The organism is Pseudomonas sp. 4CAES_32.4, from assembly GCF_058136335.1.
On sequence record NZ_CM176882.1, the window covers coordinates 2344995 to 2363184 of the forward strand.

Annotated in this window: 14 protein-coding genes; 8 read left to right on the plus strand and 6 right to left on the minus strand. The window is 60.3% G+C overall.

The window, feature by feature from the left end:
* The first annotated feature begins 522 nt into the window (after positions 1–522).
* Together AC3Y64_RS10640 and AC3Y64_RS10645 are read left to right on the plus strand one after the other, a co-directional pair.
* Entirely contained in the window at positions 523–894 is a 372-nt protein-coding gene (locus AC3Y64_RS10640; protein ID WP_489987388.1) for a DUF6124 family protein, read from the plus strand.
* Positions 895–1551, plus strand: coding sequence for a hypothetical protein (locus tag AC3Y64_RS10645; RefSeq protein WP_489987389.1), 657 nt, complete (start codon positions 895–897; stop codon positions 1549–1551).
* Positions 1552–1622: 71 nt separating this feature from the next.
* Here AC3Y64_RS10645 and AC3Y64_RS10650 read toward each other — a convergent pair whose 3' ends face one another.
* The 4 genes from AC3Y64_RS10650 to AC3Y64_RS10665 all read right to left on the minus strand — a co-directional run bounded on the left by AC3Y64_RS10650 (position 1623) and on the right by AC3Y64_RS10665 (position 7257).
* Positions 1623–3074, minus strand: a complete 1452-nt coding sequence (locus tag AC3Y64_RS10650) for a curlin (RefSeq protein ID WP_489987390.1) — start codon at positions 3072–3074, stop codon at positions 1623–1625.
* A gap of 28 nt (positions 3075–3102) precedes the next feature.
* Positions 3103–3567, minus strand: a complete 465-nt coding sequence (locus AC3Y64_RS10655; protein ID WP_489987391.1) for a curlin — start codon at positions 3565–3567, stop codon at positions 3103–3105.
* A gap of 73 nt (positions 3568–3640) precedes the next feature.
* Positions 3641–5875: an Ig-like domain-containing protein gene (locus AC3Y64_RS10660; RefSeq protein ID WP_489987392.1), complete on the minus strand. Its 2235-nt coding sequence runs from the start codon at positions 5873–5875 to the stop codon at positions 3641–3643.
* A 35-nt stretch (positions 5876–5910) separates the two neighbouring features.
* Entirely contained in the window at positions 5911–7257 is a 1347-nt protein-coding gene (locus AC3Y64_RS10665; RefSeq protein ID WP_489987393.1) for a hypothetical protein, read from the minus strand.
* Positions 7258–7675: 418 nt separating this feature from the next.
* On the opposite strand from AC3Y64_RS10665, the gene AC3Y64_RS10670 reads away from it, so the two are divergent.
* The 5 genes from AC3Y64_RS10670 to AC3Y64_RS10690 all read left to right on the plus strand — a co-directional run bounded on the left by AC3Y64_RS10670 (position 7676) and on the right by AC3Y64_RS10690 (position 16193).
* On the plus strand, positions 7676–9124 hold the full coding sequence (locus AC3Y64_RS10670; RefSeq protein ID WP_489987394.1) for a sensor histidine kinase: 1449 nt from the start codon (positions 7676–7678) through the stop codon (positions 9122–9124).
* Between the two features lie 166 nt (positions 9125–9290).
* Positions 9291–12098 carry a multicopper oxidase domain-containing protein gene (locus AC3Y64_RS10675; protein WP_489987395.1) on the plus strand — a complete coding sequence of 936 codons (2808 nt, stop codon included), beginning with the start codon at positions 9291–9293 and terminating at the stop codon, positions 12096–12098.
* Positions 12095–13198 carry an SCO family protein gene (locus AC3Y64_RS10680; RefSeq protein WP_489987396.1) on the plus strand — a complete coding sequence of 368 codons (1104 nt, stop codon included), beginning with the start codon at positions 12095–12097 and terminating at the stop codon, positions 13196–13198. Before AC3Y64_RS10675 ends, AC3Y64_RS10680 begins: the two co-directional genes overlap by 4 nt.
* 93 nt (positions 13199–13291) lie before the next feature.
* The gene (locus AC3Y64_RS10685) at positions 13292–14782 is read left to right on the plus strand and encodes a sensor histidine kinase (protein WP_489987397.1); all 1491 of its coding nucleotides are present in this window, start codon (positions 13292–13294) and stop codon (positions 14780–14782) included.
* Positions 14751–16193 (plus strand): sigma-54-dependent transcriptional regulator, encoded by a 1443-nt coding sequence (locus tag AC3Y64_RS10690; protein ID WP_158959230.1) that lies wholly within the window; start codon positions 14751–14753, stop codon positions 16191–16193. Before AC3Y64_RS10685 ends, AC3Y64_RS10690 begins: the two co-directional genes overlap by 32 nt.
* A 160-nt stretch (positions 16194–16353) precedes the next feature.
* On the opposite strand, the gene AC3Y64_RS10695 is transcribed toward AC3Y64_RS10690, so the two are convergent.
* Together AC3Y64_RS10695 and AC3Y64_RS10700 are read right to left on the minus strand one after the other, a co-directional pair.
* Positions 16354–16701, minus strand: a complete 348-nt coding sequence (locus AC3Y64_RS10695) for a hypothetical protein (RefSeq protein ID WP_489987398.1) — start codon at positions 16699–16701, stop codon at positions 16354–16356.
* Positions 16702–16757: 56 nt separating this feature from the next.
* Entirely contained in the window at positions 16758–16937 is a 180-nt protein-coding gene (locus AC3Y64_RS10700; RefSeq protein ID WP_489987399.1) for a helix-turn-helix domain-containing transcriptional regulator, read from the minus strand.
* Positions 16938–17270: 333 nt separating this feature from the next.
* On the opposite strand from AC3Y64_RS10700, the gene AC3Y64_RS10705 reads away from it, so the two are divergent.
* Entirely contained in the window at positions 17271–18068 is a 798-nt protein-coding gene (locus AC3Y64_RS10705) for a class I SAM-dependent methyltransferase (RefSeq protein ID WP_489987400.1), read from the plus strand.
* Positions 18069–18190 lie beyond the last annotated feature (122 nt).

The window sequence follows — 18190 nt, forward strand, 5'->3', positions numbered from 1 at the left end:
CCAGACCCTGTGGGAGCTGCGGTGCGAGGATTCGACTTGCCAGCGATGGCGGCCTGACAGACGACCAATCCCTGCCGGTTGCACCCGCTCACTGTAGGAGCTGCCGAAGGCTGCGATCTTTTGACTTTGATTTTTTAAGATCAAGATCAAAAGATCACAGCCTGCGGCAGCTCCTACCCGTGCGTATTTCAATTCGGGATGTTTAAAAGATGTTTCGATTTTGCAGAACCTTCCCACAAGGTTTTCAGGTTGTCCGTCGGACGTCCGGTCTCTAGCCTGTGTTCGTCGCTGCCAATTCAGCGACCGGGCATGGAAACCCGAGGACACGAGAGAGCAGATACGCCTTTCATAACGTATGCTTGCGCACTTCATTGTGTGCACTCTGTTATGGCGGTTGTGCGCGGGAGACATTCGTGTCTGCCGGGTTGCTCTCTCCCGGATTTCCAGCCTGCGTACAGCTGCCACCCATTTTTCCTGGAAGTCGAATGGACCAGCTGCAACTATCAATGAGAGAGAATCACCATGAAAAAACCAACACCCAACCCCCCAGAACCAGACACCAACACCACATCCCCCTACGCCTCAGTCGACAGTAAAAAACTCCACGAAGCCGCCGACCGCGCCCTCGATTTCTACCTCAATCCCACCGCCCATATCATGTCCAGCACCAACGAGCCGGAACCCATGTACCTCGCCAATCCCAGGTACAACACCGAATCCCTGCTGGCCAACGCTAGCGAAACCCTCGGCTCGGCCAGCGAAATGCTGATCAACTTCGCCGCCTCGCTGGAAACCTCACAGCGCAAAACCGCCTTGGGCATCGCTCAAGTCGTCATGCTGGGCGAACTTGCGGTGAATCAAGCGCTGGATCACGTCGAGTTGAAGGATGGCTGATTGATCGTTCCCACGCGCAGCAAAGGAATGCAGCCCTTGACGCTCTGCGTCAAATTCGCGAGCTGGAACGCGGAGCGTCCCGAGAGGCATTCCCACGCAGAGCGTGGGAACGATCAAATGGTATTTTCATGCCTGCGGATTTTTAGGCAATGCTTGAAGGAAACACGGAAGCGCACTATGACAAGAAAAACGTATATAAAAAGTAAGTTGGTTGCCGTTTTGTTGGTTGTTTCAGTGTTTGTGAATATCGCAGTGCTGATGTTTGTCATGTTTAATGGTTTTTCGAGAACCCAAGGCATGAAAATGATTAAGACTAGAGAGCCTATGTTGATTGGTGGGCAGAACGGTGATGAAAATTACTATCTGCTGCCTATGGGGGCTACTGTTTACTATGACAAAAGCTTCTCGGAAGGATTTAGTCGGTACATGGTTTATTTCAATCACCATGGTCCCATTGTTGGTGATGAGGTTCCAATGGAGCCAAAACATCAAGGTTCACTTGTTGATCCCCTTTGGTTGTCTGATGTTGATGCAGATACGTTGAAAGAAATTTTCAAGCGTTTCCCCCTTTCCAAAAAAGACATTGCCGCCGCTATTAAGTCTAATGAAGTAACCAAGGATGATCTGGCCGACATTATTCGCTCGATGCCAGATTGACCAGTTCCATAGGGCCAAAAAAAACCGCGACCCCCCTCACCAGAGAATCGCGGCCCATCAACACCCAACCCCTACTGCTGCAAAACCGTCGCCTGGTTAGCCGACCCAAACTGCTGAATATTCGCCGTCTGCGTCACGCCACTCTGATCGACATTGGCAATGTTCCCCGTGCCGCCCTGGGTCACATACGCCACGTTCATCGTATCTGCCTGCTTAACAGTGATCATGTTGTCGCTGCCGTACAGCTGCGCGGTGTACGCCTGGTTACCCGTCCCGGATTGATCAAACTCAGCACTGTTGCCGGTGCCATTCGAAGAACCCTGCACCATGTTGCCGGTGCCGCGTTGATCGGAAATCAAAATGTTGTCGCTGCCATTCTGATCAAAGTACAGCTCGTTATAGGACTCAGCCTGACTGACCGTGGTCTTGTTGCCTGTCCCGGTTTGATTGGTGGTCATCACATGCCCGACGCCGTCCTGAGTGAAGCTGGCGATGTTGCCACTGCCTGCCTGAGTCACGGTTGCGCGTTGGCCGCTGCCGAATTGGCCGCCGTGTTGCGGGCCTTTCCAGTTGCTGGCGTAGACCTTGTTGTCGTTGCCCACGGAAGTGGCGTTGAGCACGTGGCTGTCGCCGTTCTGGTAGGTGAAGTGCACGTTGCCGTTGCCCACCTGGTACAGCGCCAGCGTCGAGTTGACCGATTCGAACTGGTCGGCGTAGATCGCGTTGGTGTTGCCGACCTGGGTGACGGCGGCGGCATTGTTTTCGCCGAAGCTTTGGTCGACCACGGTTTCGTTGCTGTCGCCGTATTGGTTGACGGTGGCCTGGCTGGCGAGTTGCGAGTCTTGCCAGATTTCGCTGCCGTTGAGGTTGCCGAACTGGTTGATGGTGATGTTGCCGCCGGTGCCGTTGCGCTGGTCGCCGTAGGCGTAGTTGCTGTCGCCGGCCTGGTTGATGCCGATCTGGCCGCCGTTATGCAGCACTTGTTCGGCAGTGCCGTAGTTGGCGGTGCCGTATTGGGTGATCACGGCGCTGTTGCCGGTGCCTTCATAGAGTTGCTCGATGTTGGCTTCGTTGCTGTCGCCGAACTGGAAGGTTTTGCCTTCGCTGCCGTTCTGCGAGTCCTGGTAGACGAACGAGAAGTTGCCGGTGCCTTGCTGCTGTTGCAGCGCAGTGTTCGGTGAGCCGAAGCCCAATGACTGGCTGGCGTGGGTGGTGTTGAAGGCGCCGACCTGTTGCTGGGTGATGGTGCCGTTGTCTTCGTAAAGCTGTTCGGCGTAACCGGCGTTGTAGTCGCCGACGGCGTCCTGGGTGATCACGCTGCTGGCGTGGTCTTGCACGGCGGCGGCGTCGTTGCCCTGGCCCAGTTGGGTCTGGGTGGCGCTGCTGAACGGTGCCTGGGTCTGTTTCACGTCAGCGATGTTGGCCGTACCGGCCTGACTCTGGGTGGACAGGCTGTCGTCGGCCATGGCCTGGGCACTGATCATGACCAGGATGGCGGCGGTGAGGGGCGTCAGTTTGAACATGATGAACTCTCCGATGATTTTGCAGTGCTTAGCGATATTGCTTGACCGAAACGCTCATGCCGTTGCCCGACTGGGTCACGGCGCTTTGCAGCCCCGCGCCGGCCTGCTCGATGCTGGCGTCGTTGTTGTTGCCGTTTTGCGAAATCTGCGCGCGGTTGTGGCTGCCGTTCTGAGTGATCGAAGCGGCGTTGCCTGAACCGTTCTGGTTGATCAGCGCCATCAGGTCGCTGCCCTGTTGCAGGATGTAGGCTTCCTGATTGCTGCCCGACTGCACGATCTGCCCGAGCAGTGACTGACCGTTCTGTTGCAGCAGGGCGACGTTGGCCTGGCCGAGCTGCTCGATCAGGGCTTGCTGACCCACGGGTGGGGGCAGTTCGCCGAGGTCGCTGCTGGTCGGGGCCAGGTCGTCGTTGTCCATCAGGTCGTCGGCACGCACGCCCGCACTGCTGCACAGCAGAAGCAGGCAAAGCAGGGCGGCGGTCGGCGTGTTCATGGCTCTCATCCTGTCAGGCGTTAACCGGTTTCAATTCAGCCCCCAGCCACCCGAAAGTGGCTGGGGTGCTGGCTTACAGCGTGGTCACCGAGACCGTGCGCACGGTGCCCTGGGACGAGCGGATCGTCGCGGTCGGGTTGGCCGATGGCACCACCGTCGTGTTGTTCAGCGTCAGCCGCCAGCGCCCGGTCACCGGTACGGTGGTGGTGCCGAGGGTGACCAGCCCGGTCGGGGTGGTGACCTGCACGGTGATGGTGTTGCCGGTGGTCACCGACGAGGTGCCGGTGAAGTCCCAGTTGAAGCGCCCGCCGGAGCGTGCCTGCACCGTCGATGCGGTCACGGCGAAGGTTTCCGCCGCTGGCCGTGGCGACACTTGCACCGTGACCGTGGCCGGCGTCGACAGGGCGCCGAAGCTGTCCCGGGCGATGTAGGTGAAAGTCGTGGTGAACGCCGTGGTCACGTTGGCCGGTGGCGTGTAGGTGATCACCGTGCCGTCAGTGCTGACCGTGCCACGGCCGGCGGCCGGTTGGGTCAGGCTGGCGACGCCCAGCGGCACGTTGCCTTCCGGATCGGTGTCGTTGGCCAACACGTTGATCGGGATCGCTACGCCCAGGGTGGCGACGCTGTCGGCGACGGCAGTCGGTGACCGGTTTGGCGCGACGGTAATCGTCACGGTCGCCGGGTTGGCCGAGGCCAGGCCTTTGGCGTCTTGCGCCTTGTAGGTAAAGGTCGTGGTCAGTGGCGCGTTCACCACCGCTGGCGGCGTGTAGACCACGGCAGCGGTGCCGCTGAGGGCGACGGTGCCTTGGCCGGCAGCCGGTTGGGTCAGTGCGGTGATGCCCAGCGGATTATCACCATCAGGATCGCTGTCGTTAGTCAACAGACTCAGGGTGATCGGCACGCCGAAGCTGGTGCTGCCGACGTCAGCATTGGCAATCGGTGCCTGGTTCTCACCGGTGTCCGGCGCAGTGCCGACCACGACGACAGACTCGGTGTCACTGCCACCGGCGGCGGATTTCACCGTCACGGTGGCCGGTGGCTGGGTCAGGTCGGCAACGGTAATGCGCTGCAGGGTGCCGGTCTTCGACAGACGTCCGTAGCCTTGGGCAACCATGTCCGGGATCGCCACTTCATCGGTCGATGTGGCTTCGATCAGCAGACTTTTGTTGGCCCAGTTGTAGCGCGCGGTCTGCACTTTCACCACGTCGGTGAGTTTGGCCGAGACAGCGGTCGGACGTGTGGTGCCGGCCGGGTTGGTCGCGGTCACGACCACCACTGGCGGCACCGCACCGTTGCTCAGGCGTTGGCCGAAGAACAGACCGGTGTTGTCACCCAGCAGGTTGGTCTGGCACGGCGTTGGTGGTGGGCCGGGCAGCAGCGCGACGCTTTCGCGGAAGCACAGGGTCGAGCTGGTGTCAGCCTTGGCGAACACTTCGGCACGCACACCCGCTGAGGTGCGGCGATAGGTGGCGCGATCGATTTCGACATGAGTTTGTTGACGGTTGTCGAGCACCTTGCCGGCGACCGTGAACAGGCTGGTCTGAATGGTGCCAGCGCCGGACGGCCCGACGATCCGCACGAAGTTGGTATCGAACGGGCTGCCGGTCACGGCTTCAGTGAGATTCGGGTCGCCGACGAAGGTTTCGACGCTACCGGTGTCCGGATTTACTTCGGTGTAGGGACCGTTGATGCTGCGCAGGAACGGGCCGATGGCACCGTTGAGTGTGCCTGTGAAATCGCCCGGTGCACCGATGCCGATGTCTTTGGTGATGTTGATCGCACGGCGCCCAGGGGTGGTGACGTTGACCGTTTCCACGCCATACGGGTGAGTGATGACGTAGGTGCCGGCCACGGGAACGTTCACCCGGATGCGGATCCGCGCAAAACTTTGCTGATCGCCATCCGCAGGGTTTTCCGAGGCGAACGCCGCTTCGATCCCGGCGACATACGCGTCCATGCCAAAACCGGCACCGTTGTTGGGGATAGCGGTTTCGGCGAGGAACCAGAAGGCTTCCGGCGGCCAGTTGTCGGGGAACACCATCGGCAGGCTGTCGTCGTAGATGCCGGGTTCCGGCAACAGAGTGCACATGTAGGCCGGTGGCGTGGTGACGCCGACGCGCGAACTGGCGGCGCGGGACTGGCACAGTTCCATCGACAGATTATTGTTGTCCTGATACCACATCGGGAATTTCCCGGTGGCGAAGGTGTAGGGGCCGGGGTCGACGGCGGCGAGTTGCGCATAGGCACTGCCGGTCAGCGAGAGAGCGAGCCCGAGCGCGTTGAGCGCGAAGCGTGGCCACTTGTTCATGATGCCTCCTGATGCGGATCTGGGCATGTGAGCGTTCATTGCACGATGACCACTTCTTCGGTATCGCTGCCGCCGTTGGACGACGTCACGCGCACCTTGGCCGGTGGTATCGGCGAGATCCCGGTGGCCAGGCTTTTCACCGCGCCGTCGCCACTCAGCGCACCAATCGCGGCGCCGCTGATGGAGGTGGCGGTGAGCACCGGCGGCGAGGTTTCGTCACTGGTCGACGCCACCAGCGTCAGTTGCCCGGAACTGAGGCTGTACTCGGCGCGCGAAATCACCACCAGGTCAGTCAGGTTCATGGGCAGGGTGGTCGGCGTGCTGCTGGCGATGGCCAGGTGGTTATCAGCGGTGACTTGCAGAACGCTTGGCAAGGTCGGGTTGGCCGACGATTGCGCGTACCAGCTGCCGGTGCTGTTGGCTTCGGTCATGTTCAGCACTGGGGTGGTGCTGGTCACGGCGACGGTGCCCGGCGCTGGTGGTGCAAGGACGAACACGTCTTGCTGCGCCACGGGTGCGCTGTCGCCGGCCTTGCGTGAGTAGGTGCTGCGCTGGGTGATCATTGGCGTTGGCCGCACCACTGTCGACAACTTGCCCGACACGGCAAATGTGGTGGAACGCAGATCCAGCCCGTTCGGGCCTTCGATGCGCACGTAGTTGGTGTTGAACGGGCTGCCAGTGACCGCCTCGCTGAGATTCGGGTCGCCGACGAATTGTTCGGCGGCACCGGTCAGCGGGTTGGTCTCGGTATATGGGCCGTTGACGCTGCGCAGGAACGGGCCGATATCACCCTTGAGCGCGCCGTCGTAGGTTTTCGGCGTGCCGATGCCGATGTCGCGGGTCATGTTGATTGCGCGGCGGCCGGGGGTGTCGATGTTGAACACGTCGACGCCGTACGGGTGGGTGATCACGTAGGTGCCGGCGGTCGGCACATCAACGCGAATACGGATGCGCGCGAAGCTGACTTGATCGCCCTCGACCGGTTCTTCGGCAGCGAATGCGGCTTCGATGGCGCTGACGTAGGTCAGGTCGATGCCGCGTGCGGCGTCGACGAGTGTGGTCTCGCCGGTGAACCAGAACGCTTCATCGGGGAAGTTGCTCGGGAAGACGATCGGCTGGGCGTCATCGAACACGCCGGGGGTTGGCAGCAGCGAGCACATGTACGACGGCGCGCCGGGAGCGCTGGGCACCCGCGAGCTGAGTGCTTTGGACAGGCACAGATCCAGCGTGCGACCGTGGGTGTCCTGATACCAACTGGCGAAACCGCCGTTGGCTGGCGCGTACGGACCGGGGTCAACAGCAAATAGAGCGGCCTGGGCAATGCCCTGGGCCAAGGCGCTCACGACCAGGACGGTCGCGGTTTTGGACAGTAAAGGGTGCATGAGTTAATCCCTCTATCAAAGTACCTGCCCCTTGGGGTTGGGTCAGTTGCACAGGGCCTGTACACCTTCCATGCCAAGGTGTGGTGGATGGGCGGGAGAGGGCCGGGGTAGAGGGGTTTTGCGATTGGGAAGCGCTGGATGGGATGGCTGGGGAAAGGGCGTCATTCCCCAGAATCGGGGACGGTGGGGATCAACACTGAATATCTGTCGATACAGAAACTGTGGGAGCTGGCTTGCCAGCGATGAAGGCGGATCAGTCGACATCCTCGGCACAGACCGACCGCCATCGCTGGCAAGCCAGCTCCCACAGGGATTTGTGGTGGTTTGGGAGGTGTACATCGGGTCGATATCCCCGCAACCGGGCAAACCCCCACCCGTGGGCTATAACCCTATAGGGACGTATCGGGAAGTCGCCGCCATGAACATGCAGTCAAAATCGCTACCGGTCGAGGATGGCAATCTCCGATTGAGCTCGCGCAAGCAGTCGTTCAACCTGCTGCGCTGGTTTTCACTGATCAGCATGGCGGTGATCGGCACCGTCGCTGTGGCGCTCGGGGCGGTCTCTACACGATTCGTCATCGAGGAAAGCGTGCAGCGCGATGCCTTGCTCACGGCGCAGTTCATTCAGGCCATCGCCTCCGCCGAGGTGCGCCACGTCTCCATCCCCAATGTGCGAACCATGGGCGAATTGCTCGACCCGCGTCAGGACAAGCATTTCCCTGACGTCAGCCCGCAGGCACGGGCCGATGCCCGTGGCGAATTTCTCGATCACATCGAACACTTGCCGGACGTGATTCTCGCCAACATTTATGCGCCTGACCGCCAGGTGATCTGGTCGACCAATCCCGCGCTCATCGGCACCAGCATTCATGCCGACGAAGACCTCGATCGCGCCTTCAACGAAAAAATCCCCGTTTCCGCCAGTTACCACGACGTCGACAAGGCCCGTGAAGAGCAGAAGTTCATCACGCCGCCGGACTACATCTTTATTGAAAACTACATCCCGCTGTTCGACGCCGAGGGCAAGAACGTCACGGCGATGGTCGAAATCTACAAAGAACCCAAAGACCTGATCGCACGCATGGAGCGCGGGCTGACGCTGATCTGGCTGGCCACCGCACTCGGCGGCGGGCTGATTTATCTGGGGCTGTACTGGATCGTGCGGCGCGCGGCGATTTTGCTCGCGGCCCAGCAAAAGCAACTGATTGCCAATGAAACCTTTGTCGCCCTCGGCGAGATGTCTTCAGCGGTGGCGCACAGTTTGCGCAACCCGCTGGCGACCATTCGGTCCAGTGCCGAACTGGCGCTGGAGTTCGATGCCGGCCCGGCAGAGAAAAACATCAAAGACATCATCGGCCAGGTCGATCGCATGTCGAAATGGGTGCGCGAGCTGCTGCAATCGCTACGCCCGCTCAACGATGACCCGGAACCGGTGAACCTGGTGGCGACGTTGCACGAAAGCCTCGTTGCCTTCGAGCAACAGATCGCCAGGGCCGGCGTGCAGGTGGTGTTCCACCCACAAAATACGCCGATGGTATTGAGCCAACCGGTGCAGCTGACGCAGATACTTAACAGCCTGCTGGCCAATGCGCTGGAGGCGATGGACAAGGGCGGCACGCTGACCGTCAGCCTGGAACCGAGCGACGACCGGGGCGTGTGCGTGGTGCTCAGCGACACCGGCAAAGGCATGAACGAAGAACAACGCACCATGGCGTTCCGGCCGTTTTTTACCACCAAGTCCGGTGGCCTGGGCGTCGGCCTGGTGCTGGTCAAACGCATCATGGAACGCTTTGGTGGCGGCGTGACGCTGGACAGTCGCGAAGGCGAAGGCACCACCGTTCGTCTGGCGTTCCAGCTCGTTCCGTAATTCCGCGGAAATCCTCTGAACTTCCCCCACCAGTGGGTGTCAAGCCCCGGTCACCGGGGAGTGGGGAAACCCACAGCGTCCTCAAGTCTCTGTTACAACTGGAAATAATTTCTTGGCGCAGTAGTTGCAAAACACCATCACCCCTTCCTTGATGAGGCGGCTGGTGATGGACAAAACAACGCGTGACCCAAGCAACACCTTTCTGCTGACGCCTCTGAGCGTCTTTCTGATGTTGACCCTCGGCACTATGGCCGGCGTTCGCGCCAGCCCCATCGATGACGAGCGACAGCCAGAAACTTCCGACCCGTCGGCGTACTACGACGAACCGGCCGACCGCGCCGGTGCGCTCAACAACATCCTGACCCTGCCCGAGGCCAACGAAGATTCCTTCGACTTGCCTGACGGCGTCAAAGGCAGCCGCGACTCGACTCGCTCGGAAAACATTCTGCCGCCGACCGTGCAGACCAGTTTCAACTACCCCACCAACGGCAAGCCGAGCCCGCTCTATGGCGCGCAGCCGTTCACCCAGCAGTTGACCCTGTTCGAAGAGTTCGGCCCGGAAAAACTCGACCCGACCACGCCGGCCGCGCCGCTGCCATTCCCGCCGGCCGCGATTGGCCCGGCGCCCGCGCAAGACCCGAACAACGTCGCCCGCAGTGCGCCACCCGGCACTGCCCTCGATGCGTTCCTGCGCCAGCCGGGACTGACGCCGTTCCCGAGCCAGTTCTCCAACATCGTCGACCGCAACCCGTGGCAGGCGCAGATCGAAGTGTTCCTCAACCGCCACATCGGCTCATCCGCTGAAGGGCGACCACCAGGAAAAGGCTGGGCGCATCAGCGCTGGAACGAGTTCTACCCGCAAGCGGCCTACAAAACCGTGCAGACCGGTGCGCGCCTCAACGGTGGTCTGCGTGACAGTGTGCAAATGCACCATTACGCCGTCGGCGAATTCGGCCCCGGCGGCCTGTACCACAACGTCGCTGGCGTACCGCTGACCGATGGCACTTCCAAGGGCGTCGACCCGCGCTTTCACCCGGCAATGCCCGTGCAAAACCACAACTCGGTGTGGACCTTCGATGGCACGCTACCGCCGAAACTGTTGATGGTGCGCTATGGCCAACCGGTGATGATGCGCCACTACAACGGCTTGCCAATCGATCCGTCGGCCAACCACGGTTTCGGCCTGCACACCATCAGCACCCACGAGCACAACGGTCACGCGCCGGCAGAAAGCGACGGCTATGCCAACGCCTTCTTCTTCCCCGGCCAGTTCTACGACTATCGCTGGCCGATCCAGCTCGCCGGTTACGACAGCATCAACACCAAGGCCGAAGACCCGCGCGCAGCGTTCCCTTGCGCGCCGGGCGAAACCCTGTGGGTCAACGACCTGGCGCCGGCGAAGAAGACCTGTGACAACGGCACCATCAAGATCCGCGGCGACTGGCGCGAGACCATGAGCACCCACTGGTTCCACGACCACATGCTCGATTTCACCGCGCAGAACGTCTACAAGGGCAACGCGGCGATGATGAACTACTACAGCGCGCTGGATCGCGGCAACGAGTCGGTGAACGATGGGGTCAACCTGCGTTTGCCGAGCGGCAGCGCCTTGCCGTGGGGTAACCGCGACTACGACGTCAACCTGGTGCTGGCCGACAAGGCCTGGGATCAGGAAGGGCAGTTGTGGTTCAACCCGTTCAACACCGACGGCTTTATCGGCGATCAGATGCTGGTCAACTGGCAGTGGAAACCGACCCTCGACGTGCGTGCGCGCAGTTATCGCTTCCGCATCCTCAACGGCTCGGTGTCGCGCTACTTCAAACTGGCGCTGGTACGGGAAATCAAAGGCAGCGGCGGCGAGTTCCAGGGGCCGAAAAATTCCGGCCTGACGTACAGCCGCGTGCCGTTCCACATGATCGCCAACGACGGCAACATTATGGAACACAGCGTGCCGTTCGACGGCTCGATGGACCTCGACGCTGATGGCGATAAGCAGAACCACAACGCGATCCTGCCGACGCAGGGCATCGCCGAGCGCTTCGACATCATCGTCAACTTCTCGAAAAACGGTATCAAGCCTGGCGATAAGCTGTTCTTCGTCAACCTGCAATCCCACGACGACGGCAAAGGCCCGAAAGACGTGATCTCGCTGGCCGACGTGCTCTCGGAGAAATACCTGCCGGTGATCAAGCAGACCAGCAAAGGCCCGCAGTGGGACAAGGGCGACCCGGTGGTCGGCAAGTTCCTGCAGCTCAACGTCAAGGCTTACACCGGCCAGGATCTGGCGATGAATCCGGCAGCGTATGAACCGGCGAAACCGGGCAAGGCTGAAGGGCTGGTGATGATTCCGCTGAAGCTCCACCGCGACAACGCCGCCGACAAAGCCGTGCTGGCCAAGGCCCGTCACCGTACGTTCACCTTCGGCCGTTCCGACGGCACCGATTTGGCACCGTGGACGGTCAAGACTGACGGCGGTTTCGGCTACCACATGGACCCGCGTCGCCTGAACGCCTCGACCCAGTTGTCCAGCGGCCCGACCGACGCCGGTGTGACCGGATTCGGCACCCTCGAAGTGTGGAATATCAAGGCTGGCGGCAAGGGCTGGAGCCATCCGGTACACGTGCACTTCGAAGAGGGGATCATCCTCAGTCGCGGCGGCAAGGCACCGCCAGAATGGGAAAAATGGGCGCGCAAGGACGTCTATCGCATCGGTTCGGAAAACGATGGGCTGGACAGCGTCGAGATGGCGATCAACTTCCGCGAGTTCGCCGGGACCTACATGGAGCACTGTCACAACACTCAGCATGAGGACAATTCGATGCTGCTGCGTTGGGACCTGGAGAAACCCGGCCAACTGCAATTGATGCCAACCCCTCTGCCGAGCTGGGACGGTGTGCGCTACGTCAACTCCGCCGCGCTGCCGACCTTCCGCAACGGCGACGGCACCGGTCCACAAGTGGTAGTCAAGCCATGAACCGCCGCCATGGCGACAGCCAACCGCTGCATACCCCGCGCTCCCGGGCGCTGGGCATGCACCTGGTGCTGCTGCTGGTGGCCTGTGTGCTCGGCAGCCGCGTGCTGCTGGCGCATCAGGCCAGCGTCGGCGCCCCGTCTGCGGCCAGTGAATCCGCCACCCCGTGGGGTGGCGACTACTTCCCCAACACGCTGCTGACCGATCAGGACGGTCGGCAGGTGCATTTCTTCGATGACCTGATCAAAGACAAAGTGGTGGTGATCAACTTCATCTTCACGTCGTGCAGTGACTCCTGCCCACTGGAAACCGCACGCCTGCGCCAGGTGCAGAAACTGCTCGGTGACCGGGTCGGCCAGGACATCTTTTTCTACTCGATCAGCATCGACCCGCTCAGTGACACCCCCGAAGTGCTCAAGGCCTATTCGCAGCGCTTCAAGGTCGGCCCCGGCTGGAAGTTTCTCACCGGCGAATTCGAGGATGTCACCGACCTGCGCAAGAAGCTCGGGCTGTTTATCGACGGCGTCGACAATGGCCGCACCAAGGATCACAACCTCAGCCTGATCGTCGGCAATCAGACCACCGGGCGCTGGATGAAAGCCTCGCCGTTCGAAAACCCGTGGATCCTCGCCGATCAACTGGCCAACACCCTGCAGAACTGGAAGCAGCCGAGCATCGAAGAAAGCTACGCCAATGCCCCGGACATTCGTCCGCCAAGCACCGGCGAAGAACTGTTCCGCACCCGTTGCGCCTCGTGCCACAGCCTCGGCCCGCAGGACGGTCAGGGCATCGGCATGCGCAGCATCGGCCCCGACCTGATCGGCGTGACCCGCAACCGCGACGCCAAGTGGCTGAATCGCTGGATTCGCGAACCGGATCGCCTGCTCGCGGAAAAAGACCCGATTGCCCTGCAACTGTACGAGCAGTACGAGCAAATCCCGATGCCCAACCTGCGCCTCGACGAGCAGTCCGCGCAGTCGATCATCGACTTCCTCAGTGACGAAACCGAGCGCCAGCATCCGTCCACCGCTGCCGTGGCCGACGGGGCGTTGACGCCAGTAAAACCGGGCGATCCAGCCGCAGCGGTGAGTCGTATGCAGTAGCGGCGAAATAGCATCATTGAACCGTGTGTCACGGCCAGAGCCACCTACACTGATGGCTGTAACTGGCTCGATACAAAACTCCAGGGCACTCCCATGCAGCGACTGGAAGGACAAAAAACCACTGCACCGAACGCCTCGGTCGCAGGCAAGGGTTGGCGCGAGCAGTTCAATCTGCTGCGCTGGTTCTCGCTCGCCAGTTTTTTCATCATCGCGGCGGTGGCGCTCGGCCTCGGTTACATCTCCACGCGCTTCGTTGTCACCGAAAGCGTGGAGCGCGATGCGCTGCTGACCGCGCAATTCGTTCAGGCCATTGGCGCGGCCGAGATGCGTCACGCCAAAATCAATACGAACCGGACGATGGGCGAGATGCTCGACCCTCGTCAGGACAACCAATACCCCGATGTTGATCCGGCGCTACAGGCGTCGGCGCGCACCGAGTTTCTCGACCACGTCGAACACTTGCCGGACATTTTGCTGGCCACCGTGTACGCATTGGATCGCACGGTGATCTGGTCGACCAACGCCGAACTGATCGGTGTGCACATCGATGATGATGACGAACTCGACGAGTCGTTCGAGATGAAGGTGCCGGTGTCCTCCAGCTACCACAAAATCGACGACGAACGCCCCGAACAGCGCCTGCTGCGCGAGCCGAAATACCTGTTCATCGAGAACTACATCCCGATGTTCAATGCCGACAAAAGCAAAGTCATCGCCATGGTCGAGATCTACAAGGAACCGTCGGATCTGGTCGACCGCATCGACCGTGGATTCGCGTCGATCTGGGCGGCGACGTTTTTTGGCGGCGCGGCGATCTTTCTCGCGTTGTTCTGGATCGTCCGCCGCGCGGCGAAATTGCTGCAGAGCCAGCAACAGCAACTGATCAGCAACGAAACCTTCGTCGCCCTCGGCGAGATGTCCTCAGCGGTCGCACACAGCCTGCGCAATCCGCTGGCGACCATTCGCTCCAGCGCCGAACTGGCCCAGGAAATTGCCAGCCCCGGCGCGCAACGCAATATTGGCGACATCATCAGTCAGGTCGACCGCATGTCGCGTTGGGTGCGCGAGTTACTGGTGTCGCTGCGGCCGATGAATGACGACGGTGAGGCCGTCGATTTGATGTTGGCGGTGGAAGACACCTTTGGCGCATTTGATGCATTAATCAAACGCAGCGGCGTCGAAGTGCGATTCAGTCCGCAAAACTGCGCGCCAGTCGTCAGTCAAAAGGTGTTGCTCACGCAAATACTCAATAGCCTGTTTGCCAACGCCCTCGAAGCCATGCCCAAGGGCGGCGTGCTCACCGTTGAATTTGAATCGCCGCACCCCGACAGCGTGCGCATGACCCTGAGCGACACCGGCAAGGGCATTAGCGCGCAGCAGCAACTGTTGGTGTTCAAGCCGTTTTTCACCACCAAACAGGGCGGCCTCGGGGTTGGCCTGGCGTTGGTCAAACGAATCATGGAGCGTTTTCAGGGCTCGGTCGTCTTGACTAGCCGCGAGCAGGAAGGAACCCGCGTCAGTCTCAACTTCAAAGTGGCATCGGGAGGGGAATATGGAACACAGCATTCTGCTGGTCGAGGATGACGAACTGCTGGCCGAAAATATTCAGACCTACCTGGAGCGCAAGGACTTCGAGGTGACGGTCTGCCATTCGGCGGAGGACGCGCTGGGGCAACTGGAAACCTTCATGCCCGACATCGTGCTGACCGACAACTCGCTACCGGGCATGAGCGGTCACGACCTGATCCAGAAGCTGCGCGTCAGCGCGCCGGATCTGAAAGTGATCATGATGACCGGTTACGGCAACGTCGAAGACGCGGTGGTGGCGATGAAGGAGGGCGCCTTTCATTACGTCACCAAACCGGTGGCGTTGCCGGAACTCAAGTTGCTGCTGGACAAGGCGTTGGCCACTGAACGGATGGAGCGCACGTTGTCGTTCTATCAGGAACGCGAGGCGCAAAAATCCGGGGTGCAGGCACTGATTGGCGACTCGGCGCCGATGCAGTATCTGAAGAACACCATCGGCCAATTGCTCGACGCCGAACGGCGCATGGCCAACACCGATTTGCCGCCGGTGTTGGTGGAAGGCGAGACCGGCACTGGCAAAGAGTTGGTGGCCCGCGCACTACACTTCGACGGCCCGCGCAGCAAAGGCCCGTTCATTGAATTCAACTGTGCGTCGATCCCGTCGAATCTGGTCGAGTCGGAACTGTTCGGCCATGAGAAAGGCGCGTTCACTGACGCCAAGGACCGCCGCGTCGGGCTGGTGGAAGCGGCGGATGGCGGCACGCTGTTTCTCGATGAGGTTGGGGAAATGGACTTGCTGTTGCAGGCCAAGCTGCTGAAGCTGCTGGAAGACCGGACGATTCGTCGGGTCGGTTCGGTGAAGGAACGCAAAGTGAACCTGCGGGTGATCAGCGCGACCAACTGCAACCTTGAACAGATGGTGCAACAGGGCAAATTCCGCCGTGACCTGTTTTTCCGTCTGCGGATCATTTCGATCAAAGTTCCGCGTCTGTATGCGCGGGGCGAAGATATTCTGCTGCTGGCGCGGCATTTCCTCGCCAGCCATGGCAAGCGTTACGGCAAACCGAATCTGCATTTCAGCGATCAGGCCGAGGAGTTGCTGCTCAGTTACACCTGGCCGGGCAACGTGCGCGAACTGCGCAACATGCTTGAACAAACCGTGCTGCTGGCGCCGAGCGATACGATTGCTGCGCATCAACTCAACGTGTGCATGAGCCTGTGCGACGAGTTGCCGCCGCAGCATCAGCATCAGCATCACGAACCGGCGCCGCACTACGAACCGCGTCCGGCGAGCAATATGGAGTCGATGAACCTGCCGGAAGTCGAACGCGACATGGTGCGCAAGATGCTCGACAAGACCGACTGGAACGTCACCAAATCCGCACGCTTGCTGGGCCTGAGCCGCGACATGCTGCGCTACCGCATCGAAAAACTCGGCCTGGCCCGGCCGGATAAACGGCAGTGGTGAAAATTGAGATGGTTGATCCAACACAAATCCCTGTGGGAGCGGGCTTGCCCGCGATGACGGAGTGTCAGTCGCCAAATTTACAGGCTGACGGGACGCCATCGCGGGCAAGCCCGCTCCCACAGGGTGATTCAGTGTATGCAGATTATGGGTCCAACCCGGATCAATGCTGCTGCCGGCTCAAACACTCCAGCAAACAACCCGGATCCAGCACCTCGTCATTCACATAAATCCCGCGCTCGGCGTCATACGTGCGGATAAACACCCGCACCGTCGCATCCGCCACCGTGGGCAGTTGCGAATCGTAGAACACATGGTCATCCGGAATGACCACAAAATCCTGCGGCGCGGTATCGTCGTAAGACTTGGGCGGCGTGGCGCTCAACGAATACGGGGCAGGGTGGGCGAAGGGCTGGTTTGGCCCGTAGTAAACAAAATTGCTGTCCAGCGCTTGCGCCTGAGTGGCAGCGAGCAGACAACCCATCAACAACAGCCGATCGAACATTTGCATGGCGGCACCTGCGAGTGCGTTTTTCCCCAAGGCTATTAACTATAGCTGCCCAATGTTCAAACAACCGGGTGATTGATCGCATGCCCTGGCTGAGCGCAGGCCTTGAGCACGTAGCCGATTGCGCGAAGAAACTCCTCGTTATCCCCGTCTGCAAGAACCTGGGACAGGTATTCGATGATGGCTTCGTCACTGTCCAACAGAGCTATCACGTCGAAACTCGTCAAAGTCTGGCTCATGGTTAAACCTCCTTAGCCATTTTTTGTGCGCGTCGGATGTCTGCGCTTTGTGAGGGTATCCACGTGAGCAGAGTTGAATAGTCAGCCGTGTCCTTTATCTGTTTTGATAATTCGCCGACATTTGTAGGCCGGAATACCCTGATATGTAGGAGCTGCCGCAGGCTGCGATCTTTTGATCTTGATCCTTAAAAACAAGATCAAAGGATCGTCCGAACGCGGCCCGAGCCTTCGGCAGCTCCTGCAGGGATTGGCTTACAAGTTTGCAACAACCGGGATTGGCAGGGTGATCTAGACTCGGTTTCGCTCAATCACGAGCATCGTCCGGAGTGCGCCATGGAAGTGCCCGATAACAAAACCGCCGTCGAGAGCAATCGACAGGCGTGGAACGATTCCGCTCGTCATCACCAGGATTCGCCTGACTGGCAGGCTTTGCTCAACGAGGTCGCGCAGGCGGATTTCTCTTGTCTTGATGAGACGTTGAGCGGGTTGCTGGAGGTCGACGGCAAGGATGTGATTCAACTGGGCTGTAACAACGGCCGCGAGAGTCTGTCGCTGTTTGCCCTCGGTGCGAAGAGTGTGGTCGGTGTCGATCAGTCGGCGGCGTTTCTTGAGCAGGCGCGCGAGCTGAACAGCCGCTCACCGCACAAAGCTGAATTCATCGAGACCGATATCCATCATTTGCCGACGTCTTTGCACAACCGTTTTGATGTGGCGCTGATCACCATCGGCGTTCTCAACTGGATGCCGGACATCGGCGAGTTCTTCCGCCATGTCGCTTCGACCCTGAAGCCGGGGGGCAAACTGGTGATCTACGAAACCCATCCGTTTCTGGAAATGGTCGACCCGGATGCGGAAGATCCGTATCGCCTCGCCAGCTCGTACTTTCGCGCCGAGCCGTTTGTGCAGGAGCAACCGATTGTCTATGTCGGCAAGGTTGAACAGCAGGCGGCGAAGTCGTATTGGTTCGTGCATAACCTGGGCGCCATCTTCAGCGCTGCCATGGCGGCGGGGCTGAATATTGCGCACTTCAAGGAGTATGCGCATTCGAATCGGGAAGAGGTGTATGACCGCTATTTGAATCAGGAAGCACAGTTGCCGATGTGTTTTACCCTGGTCGCCATCAAGACCTGATTGATCGGTGCGGCTACCGGCCTCATCGCGAGCAGGCTCACTCCTACAGGGGAATGCATTTCAAATGTAGGAGCGAGCCTGCTCGCGAAGGCGGCCTCATGACCGCCACAATATTTAGAACT